At 69.8% G+C, this 18,164-nt stretch carries 14 protein-coding genes and 1 tRNA gene; 12 read left to right on the top strand and 3 right to left on the bottom strand.

What is annotated here, in order from left to right; genetic code table 11:
• The first annotated feature begins 40 nt into the window (after positions 1-40).
• The 3 genes from GGR11_RS15875 to GGR11_RS15865 all read left to right on the top strand — a co-directional run bounded on the left by GGR11_RS15875 (position 41) and on the right by GGR11_RS15865 (position 1,879).
• Positions 41-1,060 (top strand): fumarylacetoacetate hydrolase family protein, encoded by a 1,020-nt coding sequence (locus GGR11_RS15875; protein WP_183198635.1) that lies wholly within the window; start codon positions 41-43, stop codon positions 1,058-1,060.
• A 49-nt stretch (positions 1,061-1,109) separates the two neighbouring features.
• On the top strand, positions 1,110-1,646 hold the full coding sequence (locus GGR11_RS15870) for a CcdC protein domain-containing protein (RefSeq protein WP_183198633.1): 537 nt from the start codon (positions 1,110-1,112) through the stop codon (positions 1,644-1,646).
• Positions 1,647-1,794: 148 nt separating this feature from the next.
• Positions 1,795-1,879: transfer RNA gene (locus GGR11_RS15865), tRNA-Leu, on the top strand.
• A gap of 202 nt (positions 1,880-2,081) precedes the next feature.
• Here the strand turns inward: GGR11_RS15865 and GGR11_RS15860 are convergent.
• The gene (locus GGR11_RS15860) at positions 2,082-2,933 is read right to left on the bottom strand and encodes an alpha/beta hydrolase (protein WP_183198631.1); all 852 of its coding nucleotides are present in this window, start codon (positions 2,931-2,933) and stop codon (positions 2,082-2,084) included.
• Between the two features lie 63 nt (positions 2,934-2,996).
• The gene (locus GGR11_RS15855; protein ID WP_246331968.1) at positions 2,997-5,033 is read right to left on the bottom strand and encodes an AsmA family protein; all 2,037 of its coding nucleotides are present in this window, start codon (positions 5,031-5,033) and stop codon (positions 2,997-2,999) included.
• Between the two features lie 200 nt (positions 5,034-5,233).
• On the opposite strand from GGR11_RS15855, the gene GGR11_RS15850 reads away from it, so the two are divergent.
• Positions 5,234-5,542, top strand: coding sequence for a hypothetical protein (locus tag GGR11_RS15850; protein ID WP_183198629.1), 309 nt, complete (start codon positions 5,234-5,236; stop codon positions 5,540-5,542).
• A 77-nt stretch (positions 5,543-5,619) separates the two neighbouring features.
• Here the strand turns inward: GGR11_RS15850 and GGR11_RS15845 are convergent, their stop codons facing one another.
• Entirely contained in the window at positions 5,620-7,743 is a 2,124-nt protein-coding gene (locus GGR11_RS15845) for a S9 family peptidase (RefSeq protein ID WP_183198627.1), read from the bottom strand.
• A gap of 111 nt (positions 7,744-7,854) precedes the next feature.
• On the opposite strand from GGR11_RS15845, the gene GGR11_RS15840 reads away from it, so the two are divergent.
• From GGR11_RS15840 to addA, 8 genes are read left to right on the top strand one after another with little or no spacing between them, the layout of a single operon-like run.
• Positions 7,855-8,100: a type II toxin-antitoxin system Phd/YefM family antitoxin gene (locus GGR11_RS15840; RefSeq protein ID WP_183198625.1), complete on the top strand. Its 246-nt coding sequence runs from the start codon at positions 7,855-7,857 to the stop codon at positions 8,098-8,100.
• Positions 8,097-8,483 carry a type II toxin-antitoxin system VapC family toxin gene (locus GGR11_RS15835; RefSeq protein WP_183198624.1) on the top strand — a complete coding sequence of 129 codons (387 nt, stop codon included), beginning with the start codon at positions 8,097-8,099 and terminating at the stop codon, positions 8,481-8,483. Before GGR11_RS15840 ends, GGR11_RS15835 begins: the two co-directional genes overlap by 4 nt.
• A 40-nt stretch (positions 8,484-8,523) precedes the next feature.
• Complete coding sequence (locus tag GGR11_RS15830) at positions 8,524-9,378, top strand: GNAT family N-acetyltransferase (protein WP_183198622.1); 855 nt, start codon at positions 8,524-8,526, stop codon at positions 9,376-9,378.
• Entirely contained in the window at positions 9,375-9,833 is a 459-nt protein-coding gene (gene tsaE / locus GGR11_RS15825) for a tRNA (adenosine(37)-N6)-threonylcarbamoyltransferase complex ATPase subunit type 1 TsaE (RefSeq protein WP_183198620.1), read from the top strand. Before GGR11_RS15830 ends, tsaE begins: the two co-directional genes overlap by 4 nt.
• The gene (amgK, locus tag GGR11_RS15820; protein WP_183198618.1) at positions 9,820-10,917 is read left to right on the top strand and encodes an N-acetylmuramate/N-acetylglucosamine kinase AmgK; all 1,098 of its coding nucleotides are present in this window, start codon (positions 9,820-9,822) and stop codon (positions 10,915-10,917) included. The genes tsaE and amgK overlap by 14 nt, the downstream gene beginning before the upstream one ends.
• Entirely contained in the window at positions 10,914-11,630 is a 717-nt protein-coding gene (murU, locus tag GGR11_RS15815) for an N-acetylmuramate alpha-1-phosphate uridylyltransferase MurU (protein WP_183198616.1), read from the top strand. Before amgK ends, murU begins: the two co-directional genes overlap by 4 nt.
• Entirely contained in the window at positions 11,627-14,710 is a 3,084-nt protein-coding gene (gene addB, locus GGR11_RS15810) for a double-strand break repair protein AddB (protein ID WP_183198614.1), read from the top strand. Before murU ends, addB begins: the two co-directional genes overlap by 4 nt.
• Complete coding sequence (addA, locus tag GGR11_RS15805; protein WP_183198612.1) at positions 14,707-18,147, top strand: double-strand break repair helicase AddA; 3,441 nt, start codon at positions 14,707-14,709, stop codon at positions 18,145-18,147. Before addB ends, addA begins: the two co-directional genes overlap by 4 nt.
• The last annotated feature ends 17 nt before the right edge of the window (positions 18,148-18,164 follow it).

Here is an 18,164-nt window from a genome sequence, read left to right as displayed (position 1 = left end):
GTCTGTTCCCCCCGCCGCGAAATCGGTCTACCTCTGGGGCATGAAACTCGCCTCGCTCAAGCACGGCCGCGACGGCCGCCTCGTGGTCGTCTCGCAGGACCTGCACTGGTTCACCGACGCCTTCCTGATCGCCCCCACCCTCCAGGCCGCGCTGGACGACTGGGACCGCTGCGGACCCCGGCTCCTGGCCCTGGCCGAAAGCCTCGAGCATGAGGCCGTGCCGCGCGGCCGCTTCCACGAACGCGACGCCGCCTCGCCCCTGCCCCGCGCCTATCAGTGGGCCGACGGCTCGGCCTATGTGAACCATGTCGAGCTGGTGCGCCGCGCCCGGGGCGCCGAGATGCCCGCCAGCTTCTGGACCGATCCCCTGATGTACCAGGGCGGCTCCGACGGCTTCCTGGCGCCCCGCGATCCCATCCCCCTCGCCGACCCCGCCTGGGGCTGCGACCTGGAGGCCGAGGTCGTCGTGGTCGTCGGCGACGTGGCCCAGGGCGCGACGCGCGACGAAGCCCTGGCCGCCATCCGCCTGGTCGGCCTAGTCAACGACGTGTCGCTTCGCAACCTGATCCCGGCCGAACTGGCCAAGGGCTTCGGCTTCGTCCAGTCCAAGCCCGCCAGCGCCCTGTCGCCCGTCTTCGTCACGCCCGAGGCCCTGGGCGACCGCTGGCGCGACGGCAAGCTGCATGGCGCACTGACGGTCCAGCTGAACGGCGCTGACTTCGGCAAGGCCGACGCCGGGGTGGACATGACCTTCGACTTCGGAACCCTGATCGCCCATCTGGCCAAGACCCGGTCCCTGTCGGCCGGGACGATCATCGGCTCGGGCACGGTGTCGAACCGCGACGCCGACGGCGGCCCCGGCAAGCCGGTCGCCGAGGGCGGCCTGGGCTATTCCTGCATCGCCGAGGTCCGCACGGTCGAGACGATCCTGCGCGGCGCCGCCGAGACCCCCTTCCTGGCCCATGGCGACACGGTCCGGATCGAGATGATGGACGACCAGCATCGTTCGATCTTCGGCGCCATCGAACAGACGGTGGAGCCGCTTTCGCACGGCGCCTGACCACGCTAGATTGACCGATGTCGGCCTCGGGGGAGGCCTGGAGGACGACATGCCGCCCGAGAAACTCATACCGCTGCTAGTCTTCCCGGTCGTGCTGGTCCTGGTGCTGCTGAAGAACCGGCGCAAGCGGCCGTTGAAGCCGCAGTTCCTGTGGATCATGCCGGCCATCGTCGTGCCCCTGATCGGGCTCGGCGTCTGGGGCTCGACCTATAGTCCTCGCGCCGTCCACGCGCCGTTCGGCCCCGACGCCTGGGCCGTGCTGGCCGTCGGCGCCGTCCTGGGCGGCCTGGCCGGCTGGTATCGGGGCAAGACCGTCACCATAGAGAAGGAGCCGGACGGTTCGCTGATGGCCCAGGCTTCGCCGCTGGGCCTGATCCTGCTGGTCGTGCTGTTCGCGGGCCGCGCCGGCCTACGCGACCTGATCGAGACCCACGCTGCCGACTGGCGCCTGAACGCCATGGCCGTCACCGACGCCTTCCTGGTCTTCGCCATGGGACTGATCGTCCTGCAGCGGGTCGAGATGTACATCCGCGCCCGACGGGTGCTGGCCGGCGGGACCGACAGCCATGTTGAGGTGGTGGCCTGATCGGGGCCCATCATTGCAACGATCCCGAAATCCGCCTGCGGCGCTCAGGCTGCGACCCGCACAGGACGGCCGTCCGCCTAAACTTCATGATACGGTGAAGACCCTCTGGACCCGGCTCATGCCCTTGTGGCATGAGACCGGCTCCGCTGCGGGCGTGGTGGAATTGGTAGACGCGCTGGACTCAAAATCCAGTTCCGAAAGGAGTGCCGGTTCGACCCCGGCCGCCCGCACCATCCTTCCTGTCGGTGAGTCTTCCCGCCGCTATATGGCGCGGAAACGAAGACGGCCCGCCCCGGAGCCAGCAGGTTCGGCACGCGTGGGCGCCGGAGCCAGACAGGTTCGGAACGGGCCGTGAATGATCGGTACGAATACTAAAATCCGACCAGCCGACATATTGGCATTAAGTCGCATTCTTGAAAAGTGCCCGCCGGGCGATCAGCCCAGTTCGCGGTGAAAAAAGCCCGTCACATCGGCCAGAATCGTCGCCTTCTTGCGGAACAGGGGCGAGAAGGTCGCAATCAGGTCGGCGTGGTCCAGACCAGGATAGAGCTTCGCCTCGGACCGACCGCCGACCGCTTTCATTCTCTGGTCCAGAATGGTCGTGTCCTCGGCGTGGACCACGACGTCGGCCGTGCCATGACCCAGCCAGATGGGCGGCGCGTCGGCGCGAACGAAGGTGACGGGCTGGGTCAGGGTCGGATCGGGGGCGCGGCCGAAGGCGTTCCGGGACGAACTCACATCGAACGGCAGGAAATCATAGGGCCCCGCCAGACCCGCCGCCGCCTTGATCAGGCCAGGACGGCCGACCGCCTGCATGTAGCGGCGGTCCAGGGCGATCATCAGGGCCAGATGGGCGCCGGCCGAATGGCCCAACACCCCCAGCCGTTCCGGATCGCCGCCATAGGCTGCGGCGACATCCGCCGCCTTGGCCGTGGCGACGGCGGCGTCTTCGATGAAGGCGGGAAAGACCACCTGGGGCACGACGCGGTAGTCGGGCAGGGCCACGACGAACCCTTGGGCGGCCAGGGCCTGGGCCGCCCAGCCATAGAGGTCGCGCGACCCTGAATCCCAGCCGCCGCCGTAGAAGAAAACGAGGATCGGATAGGTCCCCGACACAGTGGGGGCGTACAGGTCCAGCCTCTGGCGGGGATCGTCGCCATAGGCGATGTCGCGCGCCACCCGTCGCACGCCCCCGTCCCTCGGCCCCAGACTGTTGAGCAGGCCCAGGGGCGAACAGGCGGCGGTCATCAGCCCCGCAATAGGAGCCAAAAGGCCGCGCCGGGTCATGCGATACAGTCCATGGCTTCCAATACGTCGTCGCCCCTCGTTCGGCCCAGACCCTTCGCAGATTTATCGCGCCCCGGCGATCAACCGGCCGCAGTTCGCATCCTCGGCCAGACCCGGATCGACGAAGGCGAACAGGGCCGTGACCGGCGCAACAACCGCGCCCAGAAGACCGGCGAGCCCGCCCTGGCCGACCAGGGCCTGGACATCGACTCCGACCTGGGGCGCCGTCAGGGGCCCCTTGACCGTGATGGGCGCCCAGACCCGCAGCAGGCGCGGCTTCTTGGACTCGCCATCCACGCGCAGGTCCAGGGTTTCGGCCCCCAGGTCGATCGTACCTGTACCCTGGGCCAGAACCACATCCGTATCGATGACCAGGGTCTTGGCCGTCGCCGCGCCGCCTCGCACGTCGAAATCGGCGACGGCGCACCGGATCTGGGCCGTGGACTGGTCTCCGCGCAACAGTTTCAGCAGGCCGGCGCTGGCGTTGATGCCCAGCAGTTCGGCGAAGGCCGACCGCATCTGGCCGTCGGGCACCACCAGGCTGAGCGAGCCCTTGGACGCCGCTGCGAAATCATGGATCGAGGCGCCGGGTCCTTCCAGCCGCGCACGGCCCAAGGCGCGCCCGGTCAGGGGCGCGGTTCCATCGCGGGCGGGAATGATGGATTCCAGCGGATAGCCGGCCAGACGGAAATCGACGACGCTGTAGGGGACGTCGCGCGTCGCATTGATCCGGGCCGTGCCGTTCAGTTCGCCCCGATTGAAGTTGAAACTGACGGGGTCGAGATCGAGGACGCCGTCCTTCAATCTCGCCCCCAGGTTCACCGCCCGCACATCCAGGTCATTGGCCTTCACCGCCACCGCCCGATAGGTCAGGCTTCCGTCCATCGCCCGCAGGCGCTCGGTCTGCAGCGGCGCGTCGGGCAGCAGCTTGCCGCCGACGGCCACAGGCGCCTCGGTATTGGATCCCGCCGCATTCGTCACGGTCCGGGCGCCCAGGACGGCGGCCAGGTCGTCGATGTCGAGGCGGCGCGACGTCAGTTCCGCATCGACCCGCAACCGTTTCGCCGCATCGACCCGCACATCGCCGGACAGGTCCGAGGCCCCGACCCGGCCGTCGAAATCACTGAAAGTCCAGATATTCTCGTTCCGCTTCAACGCGCCCTTCAGCCGATAGGGCGGGGTGTTGGGCAGGGCGACCCCCGTCAGCAGATACAGGTCCGACAGGTCGCGCCCCTGCAAGCTCAGGGTGGCGTCAAACCGGCCCAGATCGAAAGGCCGGGTCACGGCCCCCTTGGCGATCAGGCTGGAGCCCGCGCCGCTGACGCTCGCCTCGAAGTCGTAGGGTCGGTCACGACGGATGTTGATGAAAGGGGCGCCCCGGACGCGGAGCCTCAGCGGCGAACCATTGACCTCGCCCTCGCCGTCCAGCACGAAACCGGCGTCGTCGCCCTGCCCCTCTCGCGCATCGACGGTCGCCTCGAGTTTCAGCCCGCGCCGCTGCTCATCGAAGACCAGGCGGCCGTCGGTGATGACCAGTTGCTGGATGACCGGCAGTTTCATCCCCTCGCCCGTGTCGGGCTTTTCGGGGTTCAGATCCCAGCTGTTTCGGCCGTCCTTGTCGGTGATCAGCACCAGCTGGGGGCGGGTGAAGCTGAGCAACGGCATTTCGATCTGGCCGGCGAACAGTTTGCGCAGCCGCACCGAGGCGCGGACTTCGTCCACATCCGCCGTGTCGCGATCCCGCGCCCACTGCGGCCCGCCGATCTTGAGACCGCGCACCACTGCAGACGGCGTCCAACTGAACAGATTGACGTCCAGGTCGCCCTGAAGCGCGATGTCGCGATCATACTCGGCCGAGGCCCAGCGCCCGATCGGGCCGCGCAGCATGTTCCAGTCGAACAGGATCAAAGCCAGGACGACCAGGCCGATCAGCAATAGGCCGACGCCCCCCGCCCAGGCTTCGGCGCGACCAGGGCGTCGAACGGCGGCGTAGACCGGGTCATTCCGACGCATCCAGTCGTGAAAACCCCGCGCGCGAACCACGGCCGGATCTACGCCCTTTCGACGCAGATCAGACCACAATTCGTTCCACTTCAGCATCTTGGCCAAACAATCGGCTCCGTGAGCCAGACAGAACGCGCAAGTCGCAGTTTGGAGCCCAGAAGGCCGCCAGGCGAGGCGGTGGATCACGATTTTCGTCCGTCTAACGCTTAGTTGTCGCAAATACTTTACAACGCAAGAAATCGGCGCATATTTCGTCAGAGTCCTGATCTTAATTCAGGCCACAGGAGGATGCCCCGATGACCCGTTTCGTATCACCCGCCCTGATCGCCGCCGCCTTGGCCGCGGTCGCCACGCCCAGCCTGGCCCAGGCTTCGCGTTCCGAGGCCCCGCGCGCCGCCACGCTTCAGTCGGTGATGGTCTGCGCCAGCGACACAGCGACGCGCCGCGCCTACCAGCGTGAATTCGGCGCTGCGCCGGTGTTCGTCACCGCCCAGGAGGCCATAGCGGCCCGCCAGGCCGGCCAACGCTGGACCGCCCCGCGCTGCATGACCGCGCATCAGTACAACCGTCTGGTCTCCTCGACCCAGACGCGCGCCTCGTTGTAACCCCAGCCGATTTCCGAATGAAAAAAGGGCGCGGCCTTGCGGCTGCGCCCCTCTTTCGTTCTGAAAACGACCCGGCCCTATTGGGCTGGGGTCAGATACTTGTTCAGCCAGCCGAACACTTCGTTGTGCCATTGCAGGCTGTTGGCCGGCTTCAGCACCCAGTGGTTCTCGTTCGGGAAGACGATCAGGCGGCTGTCGATTCCTCGGCGCTGCAGCGCCGTATAGGTGGACAGGCCCTGGGCCGTCGGGATGCGGAAGTCCAGGTCGCCCTGCACCACCAGCATCGGCGTCTTCCAGTTCTCGACATGGTTGGCCGGGTTGAACTTCTGATAGCCGTCCGGCTTGTCCCACGGCGTGCCGCCGTATTCCCACTCGGTGAACCACAGCTCCTCGGTCGAATAGCCCATGCCGAAGGTGTCGAATACGCCGTCGTGGTTGACCAGGCACTTGAACTCATTGGACCAGTTGCCGGCGATCCAGTTGATCATATAGCCGCCGTAGGAGGCGCCGAGGGCGCAGGCGTTATCGCCGTCCAGGAAGGCGTACTTCTGCTGAGCGGCCGCCCAGCCCTTCTGAAGGTCTTCCAACGGGCGATCGCCCCAGTGCTGGCTGATGGCGTCGGTGAAGGCCTGGCCGTAGCCGGTCGAGCCGTGGAAATCGATCATCACCACCGCATAGCCGGCGCCCGCATAGGTTTCGGGGTTCCAGCGATAAGACCAGCCGTCGCCGAACGAACCCTGCGGTCCGCCGTGGATCAGGAAGGCGACCGGATATTTCTTGCCCTCCTCATAGCCCACCGGCTTGATGACATAGCCGTGGACCGTCTCGTTGTTCCAGCCGGGGAAGCTGAACTGCTCGTACTCGCCGAAGGCCTTGGCGTCGAAGGCCGGATTGGCCTGGGTCAGGCGACGCGGCATTTCACGACCCAGATAGGTCTTGAAATACAGATCGCTGGGCGACTTCAGACTGTCCTGGGCGAAAACGAAGCCCGACGGCGTCTGCTGGAAGGCCGAGACATGGCCGGGGCCGGTGACCGGGGTGACGACGCCGTTGCGCGTATCCACCGCGAACAGCCTGGTCGAACCCACGTCGCCGGCGGTCGTGTACAGGGTCTGGCCGTCGCGCGACCATTGCAGGGTGTCGGCCGAACGGTCCCAGTTCGACGCGATCTCGCGCTTCTGGCCCGATTGCACATCCATCAGCACGATCTGATAGCGATCGGCCTCGAAGCCCGGGCGCGCCATCGCGCGATAGGCCAAGGTGCGGCCGTCCGGCGAAAACACCGGACCCGCGTCCCAGGCCGGATTGTCCTGGGTCAGGTTGGTGAAGGTCCCGTCGCCGGTCAGGCCGTTGGTCTTCCACAGGTCGAAATTGGTGCTCCACGGCTCGGTCTTGCCGGCCAGGCGCGCCGAGAAGACGATGGAGTCGCCCGCAGGGGTGAAGACGAAATCGCTCTCGTCGCCGAACGGCTTGGAGGGGGTGTCCCCGTCAAAACCCTTGGTCACCCAAGCCGGAGTTCCGGTCGCCTGACCGTTGCGGCCGATCGACTGGACGAACAGATGGTTCTGGGTGTGGTCGTTCCACGTATCCCAGTGGCGCACGAACATCCGGTCATAGACCTGGCCGGTCGTTTTCCGCTCGGCGGCGGCCTTGCCCAGTTCGACCGAGGCGTTCAGGTCGGCCGCGTTCGGATAGACGGCCAGGGACACGGCCACCTTGTCGCCGTTGGGGCTGATCCGATAGGCGTTCACGTCCAGCGGCAGATTGGTCACCTGCACCGGCGTCGCCGTCGGCGAGGCCACGCGCCAGACCTGGCTGGCGCCCGACTTGCCCGACAGGAAATACAGATTGCCGTCCCCGCCCCAGCGGGCGGTGTTGGCGCCCTGGTCCGAAATGGCCAGACGGCGCGGGGCGACGTCCGGCGTGTTCAGGTCCAGCATCCACAGGCTGCCGGCGCGGCGGTTCGCCTCCACGTCCGTCGTCGTCACCGAATAGACGACGTAGCGGCCGTCCGGCGACACCTGCGGATCGCCCAGCCGGTTGGCGGTGATCATGTCGCGGTAGGTGAAGGCGTCGGGCGTCGCAGGCGCAGCCGGAACCGGCGCGGGCGGAACCTCGGCCAGGGCCGGGGCGGCGCTCATAAGAGCGCCCGACAAGGCAATCCCCGCGCAGGCGGCGGACAAGAGAGAACGGTGGCGCATGGGGCATTCCTCGCAAAACTCGCAGCGGCGAGGCGTAGCACCACCGTTCGCCAGGCGAAAGTTGCTGACAGCTCAGAAGTTAGCTAAGCTGCTTGGACCAAGGAGCGCGACATGACCACTGTCACCGTCCACCACGCCAAGACACATCTCTCCAAACTGATCGCCGCCGCCGAACGCGGCGAAGAGGTCGTCATTGCGCGCGGCGACAAGCCCGCAGTACGGATTGTGCCCTTCGAGCCGGCGACCAAGCCCGAGCGCAAGCCGGGTCGGCTGAAGGGCCTCGTCGCCATGGATGATCGTTTCTTCGCCCCCCTGCCGGAAGACGAACTGCGTCTGTGGGAGGGCCGAGGCGAATGAGGCTGCTGCTCGACACCCACGCCCTCATCTGGTGGATGTCGGGGGAAGCCGGGCTCAGCCGCGCCGCAGAGGCCGCGATAAGGGACGGCGGCGCCCATGTCTTCGTCAGCGCCGTCTCGGCCTATGAGATCGCCCTGAAACACGGCATGGGCCGACTGCCCAGGGCTGGGCTGCTGGCCGAACGGTTCGAGGCCGAGGTCGATCTCGAAGGTTTTGACATCCTGCCGATCACCGCCCGCGAGGCGTCCCACGCCGGCCGGCTGGACCATACGCACCGCGACCCGTTCGACCGGCTGCTGATCGCCCAGGGCCTGATCAACAACCTGACGCTCGTCTCCAATGAACAGGTGTTCGACAGCTTCGGCGTGGCGCGCCTCTGGTAGGCTTGCTCCCTTTCGCCGAACCGGCGACAAGCGGTCGTCCATGAATTCCGCCGCCCTTCCCGTCCGCCGCTCGCCCCATATCGTCGATGTCCTCATCGCCGAGCGCGCCCCGCGTCTGACCGCCTCGGCCTGGTGGCCCGTGGTGCGGCCAGCCCTGTATTCCGTGCTGAACTACAGGGCGGCGGTGCGGATGGCCGACGCCATCCAGAACCTGTCAGGCGCCGAGACCCTGAGCCACGTCTCGGACCTGCTGGACCTGAAGGTCTCCACCACCCATCTGGACCGTTTGCCCGCGACCGGCCGGTGCGTCGTGGTCGCCAATCATCCCACCGGCATCGCCGACGGGGTGGCGGTCTATGACGCCGTCCGACAGCGCCGCCCCGACGCCATCTTCTTCGCCAACGCCGACGCCCTGCGCGTCTCGCCGCGACTGGCCGAGACAGTGATTCCCGTCGAATGGGTTCACGACAAGCGCACCCGCGAAAAGACCCGCGCCACCCTGAACGCCGCCAAGGCCGCCTTCGAGGCCGAACGTTGCGTCGTCATGTTCCCCGCCGGCCGCCTGGCCCGCGAGAAGAACGGCGTCCTGACCGATCCCGAATGGGCGCCCACCGCCGCCTCCCTAGCGCGCAAATACGCCGCCCCGGTCATTCCCATGCACGTCACCGGCCCCTACAGCCGGCTGTTCCACCTGTTCGACAAGGTCTCGCAGGAACTGCGCGACGTGACCCTGTTCCACGAACTCCTGAACAAGGAGGGCAAGCCGTTCGACATCGTGGTGGGCCGGCCGATCCCGCCCGAACGGCTGGACGGGGACGCCGTCAAGGCCACCGTGGCCCTGAAACAGTTCACCGAACGGACCCTGGCCGTCGACCCCGACGCGGTGTTCCCATGAAGATCGAACTCCCCGACGCCGAGGCCACCACCCGTCTGGGCCAGGTCATCGCCCCCCTGCTGGCGCCGGGCGACAGCCTGCTGCTGTACGGCCCGCTGGGCATGGGCAAGTCCACCCTGGCGCGCGGCCTGATCCGCGCCCTGACCACGCCGGACGAGGACGTGCCCAGCCCGACCTTCACCCTGGTTCAGCTCTATGAATCCGACCCGCCCGTCGCCCATTTCGACCTCTATCGCCTGACCCGGCCGGAAGAGGCCTTCGAGATCGGCCTGGACGACGCCCTGGACGAGGGCTGCGCCGTCATCGAATGGCCCGAGCGTCTGGGCGAGGCGCCCGAGCGCTTCCTGGGGCCAGACCGGCTGGTCATCGAGATTTCCGAACACGGCGATGGCCGTGTTGCGACCGTTTCCGGCGCAGGCCGGTGGGAAGACCTGATCGACCATGTCCGTTTCTGACCGCGAACAGCTTCGCCTCGACTTCCTGGCCTCCGCCGGCCTGGCCCAGGCCGCCCGCGCGCCCCTGCCCGGCGACGCCTCGACGCGACGCTACGAGCGGCTGACCACGCCGGGTGGCGCCAGCCTGATGCTGATGGACCAGGCGCCCGCCGCCGAAAGCCCGCCCGCCGACCCATCCTGGACGCCGCAGCAGCGTCAGGCCGCCGGCTGGAACGCCGTCGCCCGCCTGTCCGCCGGACGGATCGAGGCCTTCGCCGCCGTCGCCGCCCATCTGAAGGCGCTGGGCCTGTCCGCCCCTGAAATCCCGGCCCTGGACGCCCCCAACGGTCTGGCCGTGCTGGAGGATTTCGGCGACGCCCTGTTCGCCCGCGTCATCGAAGACGGCGCGGATGAGACGCCGCTGTATCTGGCCGCCATCGAGGCCCTGGCGACCCTGCACGACGCCGGAAACCCGCCGCAGACCCTGCACGGCCTCGGCGGCGACTGGCCGTTGCTGACCTATGACGAGACGGCGCTTCAGGGCGGGGCCGACCTGTTCGTCGAATGGCTGCCCCGGCTGGACGACCGCGTCGCCTTCGACGCCGCCGCCGTGACGGCGTGGCGCGAGGCCTGGGCGCCCCTGGTCGCCTCGGGCGCAGGCGGCGCCTCGGTCATGGCCCACCGCGACTATCACGCCGAGAATCTGATCTGGCTGCCCGAGCGGGAAGGCCCCGCCCGCGTCGGCATGATCGACTTCCAGGACGCAGTCCGCGCCCACCCGTCCTGGGATCTGCACTCCCTGCTCCAGGACGCCCGCCGCGACGTCTCTCCCGCCCTGGAGGCCGAGGCCCTGGACCGCTATTTCGCCCTGCGGCCCAACGTGGACCGCGCCGCATTCATGGCCGGCTACGCCGGGCTCGCCGCCCTGAACGAGGCGCGGATCATCGGCATCTTCGCCCGGCTGATCGCGCGGGACGGCAAGCCCCGTTACCGTCAGTTCCTGCCGCGCATGTGGCGGCATCTGAACGCCAATCTGGAACAGCCGGCCCTGGCGCCCGTCGCCCGCTGGTTCGACCGCCACGTCCCCGCCGAGGTACGCGCATGACCGCTCCCAAGACCGCAATGGTGCTGGCTGCCGGCCTGGGCACCCGCATGCGTCCCCTGACCGACGACCGGCCCAAGGCCCTGGTCGAGGTCGACGGCCGGGCCCTGATCGACCATGTGCTGGACCGGCTGGCCGAGGCCGGAGTCGAGACGGCGGTCGTCAATGTCCACTGGTTCGCCGAACGCCTGGAAGCCCATCTGGCCGCACGCGGACGCGACCCACGGATCCTCATCTCCGACGAACGGGCCGAACTGCTGGAGACCGGCGGCGGCCTGAAGAAGGCCCATCCCCTGCTGGGCGACGATCCGATCTTCGTCGCCAATATCGACAGCGTCTGGATCGACCGGGGCGATGCGTTGGCGGACCTCGTGCGCCTTTGGAACCCGGACACGATGGACGCCGCCCTGCTGCTGGCCCGCCGCGAGGGCTCCATCGGCTTCGAGGGCGACGGCGACTTCTTCCTGGCCGAGGACGGAGAACTGACCTTCCGCGGCGACGCCCCCTCCGCCCCCTTCGCCTATATGGGCGTCCACATCACCCGCCCCGGCTATGCCGACCACGGCCCTGATGGCCCCTTCTCCCTCAGCCCCCTGTGGCGCAAGTCCGCCGCCGAGAGTCGCCTCTACGGCTGCGTCCTGGACGGCGACTGGATGCACGTCGGCGATCCCCAGGCGCGGGATCAGGCCGAGGCGAAATTGGCGGGAGACGCGTGAGCGCGTTCGATCCTTTCGCGGCGTCCAGCCCCCGCTGGTACGCCATCCCCGCGCACCGGCCCTTCCTCGAGGACCTGTCCGCCGGCGTCCTGGCCTGGCTGGGCGATCTGCCGCCCGAGACCCTGTCCGACGCCACCATCCTGCTGCCGAACCGCCGCGCCGCCCGCGCCTTCACCGGCGCCCTGTCGAAACTCTCGCAGGGCCGCCCCATCCTTCTGCCCCAGGTCCGGCCGCTGGGCGATCTGGAGGAGGACGAGCCGCCCTTCACCCCCGGCGCCCTCGGCCTCGACCTGCCGCCCGCCATCCCCGCCCTGACCCGCCGGTTCGAGATGGCGCGGATGATCGTCGAACAGTTCGACAACAGCCTGACGCCGATGCGCGCCCTGGATCTGGCGGATGCGCTCGGCGGCTTCCTCGATTCCTGCCAGCTGGAAGAGGTTCCGAACCCCGAACGGATCGCCACCCTGGTCGACGGCGAAATGGCCGAACACTGGGAACGGTCCGCCGAGTTCCTGGGGCTGGCGGTCGAGGCCTGGCCCAAACGCCTCGCCGAGCTGGGCCTGGTCGATCCCGCGTGGCGTCGCGCGACCCTGCTGCGCCGCCTGGCCGAACTGTGGGACCACACGCCCCCGACCCAGGCCGTCATCGCCGCCGGTTCGACCGGCACCGTCCCCGCCGCCGCCGACGTCCTGGGCGCCGTGGCCCGCGCGCCCCTGGGCTGTGTCGTTCTGCCCGGCCTCGATCTCGATCTGGATGCGGCGGTCTGGGACCGGCTGGACGAACAGCATCCGCAGAGCGCGATGAAACGACTGCTGGACCGCGTCGAGGTCGCCCGCGCCGATGTCCGCCCCTGGTTCGCCCCGTCCCAGCCCCCTGCCGCCCTCGCCCGTGGCCAGGCCCGCCAGCGCCTGGTCAACGAGGCCCTGCGCCCCGCCGAGGCCACCGACGACTGGCGCCGCGCCATCCGCGACCTTCGCTCGACCGCCGCCGCGCGCGGCGAGGCCCGCGACCCCATAGCCGAAGGCCTGCAAGGCCTGTCCCTGCTGACCGTCCGCGCCGAGGAAGAGGCCGCTGCCGCCATCGCCCTAATGATGCGTGAGACTCTGGAAACGCCCAATCCTGACGGAACGGGAAGGACCTGCGCCATCGTCACGCCCGACCAGGCCCTGGGCCGCCGCGTCGCCGCGCGGCTGGAACGCTGGGGCGTCATCCCCGACTCCTCGGCCGGCGCCCCCCTGTCCCGCCTGCCCACCGGCGCCCTGGTCGATCTGTGCGCCCGCTGGATCGCCGATCCGGTCCAGCCCCATCTGCTGCTGGCCGTCATCAAACACCCGCTGGTCCGGTTCGACCTGGGCGGCTCCCCTCAAGCCGCCGCCGTCGCCGCGCTGGAGGAGCACGCCCTGCGCGGCCCCCGCCCCCGCGACTTCGCCGCCATCCGCCGTCGCCTGCTGGAGGCGGTCGAGCCGGACCGACGCGGCAAGGCTCCGCCCGAGTGGAAACGCGAACGCCTGTCGGCCGCCACGCGCCTGGTCGATCATCTGCAAACCACCGTCGAGGCGGCGACCGCCGCCTTCGCCCCCGACGCCGATCTGAACACGGCCGCCTCGGCCCTGACGCGCCTGATCGAGACCCTGGCCGGCCAGGACGCCTGGGCCGGCCCCGACGGCGAGGCCGCCGCCGCCCTCCTGTCCGGCCTGATCGAGGGCGGGGCCTCGCTGGGCCGCATCGACCAGACCGACCTGGCCGAGCTGACCACGTCCCTGGTGCGCGAGACCGTGGTCCGGACCGGCGGGGCGACCCATCCGTCGCTGCGGATCCTGGGGGCCATCGAGGCGCGGCTGGTGCGCGCCGACCGGATGATCCTGGCCGGGCTGGAGGAAGGCGTCTGGCCCCAGGCCGCGCCCACCGACCCCTTCCTGTCGCGCCCGATGCGCAAGGCCCTGGGCCTGCCCCCGCCCGAGCGCCGCCTGGGCCAGACGGCCCAGGACTTCGTCCAGGCCGCCTGCGCCGACGAGGTGATCCTGGTCCACAGCGAACGGCGCGGCGGCCAACCGGCCGTGCGGTCCCGCTGGCTGTGGCGGCTGGAGATGCTGACCCGCGGCGCCCATTCCGCCGAAACCCCGGTCGAACTGCCCCGGCCCCGCACCGTCCTGGACTGGGCCCGCGCCCTGGACGCGCCCCCGCCCGGCCCGCCGCGCTTCGCCAAACGGCCCGAGCCGCGCCCCCCGGTGCATCGCCGGCCGCGCAGCCTCTATGTCACCCGCATCGAACGCTGGGTGCGCGACCCCTACGCCATCTACGCCCTGTGGGTGCTGGGGCTTGAGGCGATGGACCGTCCCGGCGCTTCTGCCGAAGCGCTCGCCCGTGGCAACGCCGTCCATGCGGCCATCGAACGGCTGACGCTGGACTGGCCCGACGACCTGCCCGACGACTGCGAAACCATCCTGCACGACCATCTGCTGCGCGAACTGGGCGCGCGCGGGTTCGAGGATGCGGCCATGGCCCGCGAGGCGCCCCTGGCCCGCAACTGCGCCCGCTGGCTGACCGATTTCGAGCGCCGCCGCCGCGCGCGGGGTATCGACATCCTGGTCGAGCAACAGGGGACCATGACCTTCGACGCCCCCGCCGGCCCCTTCACCGTCAAGGCCTTCGCCGACCGGATCGAACTGGCCTCCGACGGCGCGGCGGTGATGGACTTCAAGACCGGCGCAGCCCCCAGCGCCAAACAGGTCAAGTCCGGCTTCGCCCCGCAGCTGACCCTGACCGCCGCCATCCTGGCCGACGGCGGGTTCGACCGCACCAACGGCCCGGTCACGCCCGACGAACTGACCTATGTCCGCGTGGTCGGCCGCAAGACGGCGGGCGAGGTCATCACCCGTGCCTCGGGCGCCGAGGCCGCCGACCTGGCCCAGGCGGCGCTGGACGGGCTGAAGCGCCGCATCGCCCGCTTCGACGACGAGAACACCCCCTATGTTTCCTGGGCCGCGCCCCAGTTCATGGGCAACCAGGGCGGCAACTACGACCATCTGGCCCGCGTCTGGGAATGGTCGGTCATCGGCGACGGCGAGGACAGCGAATGACCGTCCACTCCCCCCAGATCGTCGCCGCCGATCCGCGCCTGACCGTCTTCGTCACCGCCAACGCCGGCTCGGGCAAGACCACCACCCTGGTCAACCGGGTGGCGCGGCTGCTGCTGGATCAGGTCGATCCCGGCGCCATCCTGTGCGTCACCTATACCAAGGCCGCCGCCGCCGAGATGCAGGCCCGGCTGTTCGACCAGCTGGGCGGCTGGGCGGTGCTGGACGACGCGGCCCTGTCGCGCGAACTGGCCCGGCTGGACGACGGCGACCCGCAGGCGATGGATCACGCGGCCCTGTCCCGCGCCCGCAAACTGTTCGCCCGCGCGCTGGAGACGCCGGGCGGGCTGAAGATCCAGACCATCCACGCCTTCTGCGAAAAACTGCTGCGCCGCTTCCCGCTCGAGGCCGGGGTCTCGCCCCGCTTCACCGTGCTGGAAGACCAGGCCGCCACCGCCCTCAGCCATTCCGCGCGCGAGGATCTGGCCCGCGCCGCCGTCGCCGCCCCGGACGGTCCCATCGGCCAGGCCTACAGCCATTTCGCCGTCGAGCTGGACTGGCAGAGGTTCCAGGCCCTGCTGTCGATGATCGAGGCCAAGCGCGCCGATCTGCTGGACTATATCGACCGCGCCGAGGCCGGAACCGCGCCCGATCCCTACGCCCTCACCGGCGCCGAGGCGGGCCGCAGTCCCGAAGAATTGGAACAGGACTTCGTCGCCTGGATCGACCCCGCCGAATGGAACCGCATGGCCGAGGCCATGGAGACCGGCTCGACCAACGACCGCAAGATCGCCGACGCCATGAGCGTGGCCGCGCCCCCCTACGCCGGGTTCGCGGCCCTGGCCGGGGTCTTCTGCACCCAGGCGGGCGAGCCGCGAAAGAGCATGGGCACCAAGTCGGCGCCGCAAGGCGCGGTCGGCTGGCTGCTGGACCTCCAGACCAAATTCCTCGCCACCCGCGAGGCCCTGCGCAAGGCCCGGATCGCCGACGACACGATCAAGGTCCTGACTCTGGCCCGCGCCCACGCCGCCTTCTACGAGGCCGCAAAGGCCCAGTGCGGCGCCCTGGACTTCCCCGACCTTGTCGCCCGCGCCGCCGCCCTTCTGACCCGCAGCGGGGCCGCCGCCTGGGTGTTGTACAAGCTGGACGGCGGCGTCGATCACGTCCTGATCGACGAGGCGCAGGACACCGCTCCCGAACAATGGGCCATCGTCCGCGCCCTGACCGGGGAGTTCTATTCCGGCCAAGGTTCACCCAATCGGGCCTTGGGCCGCACCGTCTTCGCCGTCGGCGACGAGAAACAGTCGATCTACTCCTTCCAGGGCGCCCGGCCGGAACGGCTGCGTCAGGAACGGGCCGACTTCCTGGCCCTGGCCGAGGGCGCCGGCGAACCCTTCGCCGGGCCCGAGCTGAACACCTCCTACCGTTCGACCGAAGAGGTGCTGACCTTCGTCGACGCCGTCTTTGCCGATCCCGACCGCACCCGCGCCCTGACCGGCCCCCAGGGCGACATCGCCCGTCACATCCCCGCGCGCGTCGGCCAGCACGGCGCCATCGACCTGTGGCCCCTGTTCCTCGACGAACCCGCGCCTGAGACCGACGCCTGGGACGATCCAGTCGATCAGGAAAGCGTCGGCAGCGCCCGCAAGCGCCTGGCCCGCGACCTGGCCCGCGAAATCCGCCGCCAGGTCGAAAGCGGCCTGGCCGTCTTCAAGAAGGACAAATCGGGCGACCAGCGCCCCGCCGGCTACGGCGACTACATCGTCCTGGTCCGCCGCCGCGACGCCACCTTCGAAGAGATCATTCGCGCGCTGAAGACCGAGGGCGTCCCCGTCGCCGGGGCCGACCGGCTGAAACTGTCCAGCCACATCGTCTTCGACGACCTGATCGCCCTGGCCCGATTTGCTCTCTTCCCCGACGACGACCTGTCCCTGGCCGAGGTGCTGCGCAGCCCCCTGTGCGACGTGGACGAGGACGGCCTCTACGCCCTGGCCGGCCGCGAGAACCGCAAGGCCGGCCAGCTGTGGCGCGACCTGCGCGACCGGGCGCACGAACGCCCCGAATGGGCCCGCGCCCGCGAGGCGCTCCAGGCCGCCGTCGATGCACGCGGCGGCGATCCCTTCGCCTTCTTCTCCCAGGCTCTGAACCGGGTGGACGACACGGGCCGCTCCGGCCGCGCCCGCATCCTGGCCCGGCTGGGCCGCGAGGCGGAAGAAGCCGTCGACGAAACCCTGAACCAGGTCCTGGCGGCCGAGAACCGCGGCGCGATCGACTTGGAGACCTGCCTGGCCCAACTGGAGGCCGCCGACGTCGAGGTGAAACGCGAACTGGAGGGGGCGCGCGGCGAGGTCCGCGTCATGACCGTCCACGGCGCCAAGGGGCTGGAGGCGCCCATCGTCATCCTGCCCGACACCACCATGAAGGCGAAGGCTCAAGGCCCCTCCCTGATGCCCGCTGTCACCGATGAAGGTGAAGGCGAAGCCTGGCTGATGGCCCCCGGCTCGGCCAAGGACGACTGCCCCGCCTCGGCGGACGCTCGCGCGGCGCGCCAGGCCCGCACCGACGACGAGACCCTGCGCCTGCTCTATGTCGCCCTGACCCGCGCCCGCGACCGGGTCATCGTCATGGGCCGCGCCTCCAGCCGAGGCGCCGAGCCCGGCAGCTGGTGGTCGGTGATCGAGGAGACCTTCGACCGGCTGGGCGACCAGGTGCGCGAGGTCGAGAACGGCGTCCGCCGCTTCGGCGTCGATCCCGAACGCCGCCCCGTCACGACCGCCCAAGACCGCACGACCGCAGCCCTGCCCGCCTGGGCCGCCACCCCGCCGCCCGCCGACGCCGCCGCCCGTTTCGCCGCGCCGTCGCGGATGGAGGGCTCGATCCGCATCCCCGCCCCCTCGCCCCTGGCGCGCAGCGCGGCCGGCGGCGCGTCGCTGGGTCGGTTCCGGCGCGGCGACCTGATCCACCGACTGCTGGAGCGCCTGCCCGAGATCGCGCCGGCCGACCGTCCCGACGCCGCGCGGCGCCTGCTGGCGCGCGAGACCGATCTGGACGAGGCCCAGCGCGCCGAAATGATCGCCGCCGCCTTCTCGGTGCTGGACGACGCCCGTTTCGCCCCCGTTTTCGGTCCCGGCTCCCGCGCCGAGGTGGCCCTGACCGGCGCCCTGCCTGGCCCGTCCAGCGTGGCGATCAACGGCCGCATCGACCGGCTGGTGGTCACGCCCGACCGGGTCCTGGTCATCGACTACAAGACCAACCGCCCCGCCCCCGACGCCCTCGACCGGGTCGATCCCGCCTATGTCTTGCAGGCCTCCGCCTATGTCGCCGTGCTCAAACGTCTCTATCCCGACCGCCCGGTCGAGGCCGCCTTGGTCTGGACCGACGGCCCCAAACTGATGCCGATCCCGCAGCCGATGCTGGACGCGGCGTTGGCGAACAGTTGAATTGCCCGCGATTCGCT

The sequence above is a fragment of the Brevundimonas mediterranea genome (assembly GCF_014196125.1).
Taxonomy (GTDB): Bacteria; Pseudomonadota; Alphaproteobacteria; order Caulobacterales; family Caulobacteraceae; genus Brevundimonas; species Brevundimonas mediterranea.
This window is presented reverse-complemented; position numbering and strand designations above follow the sequence as displayed.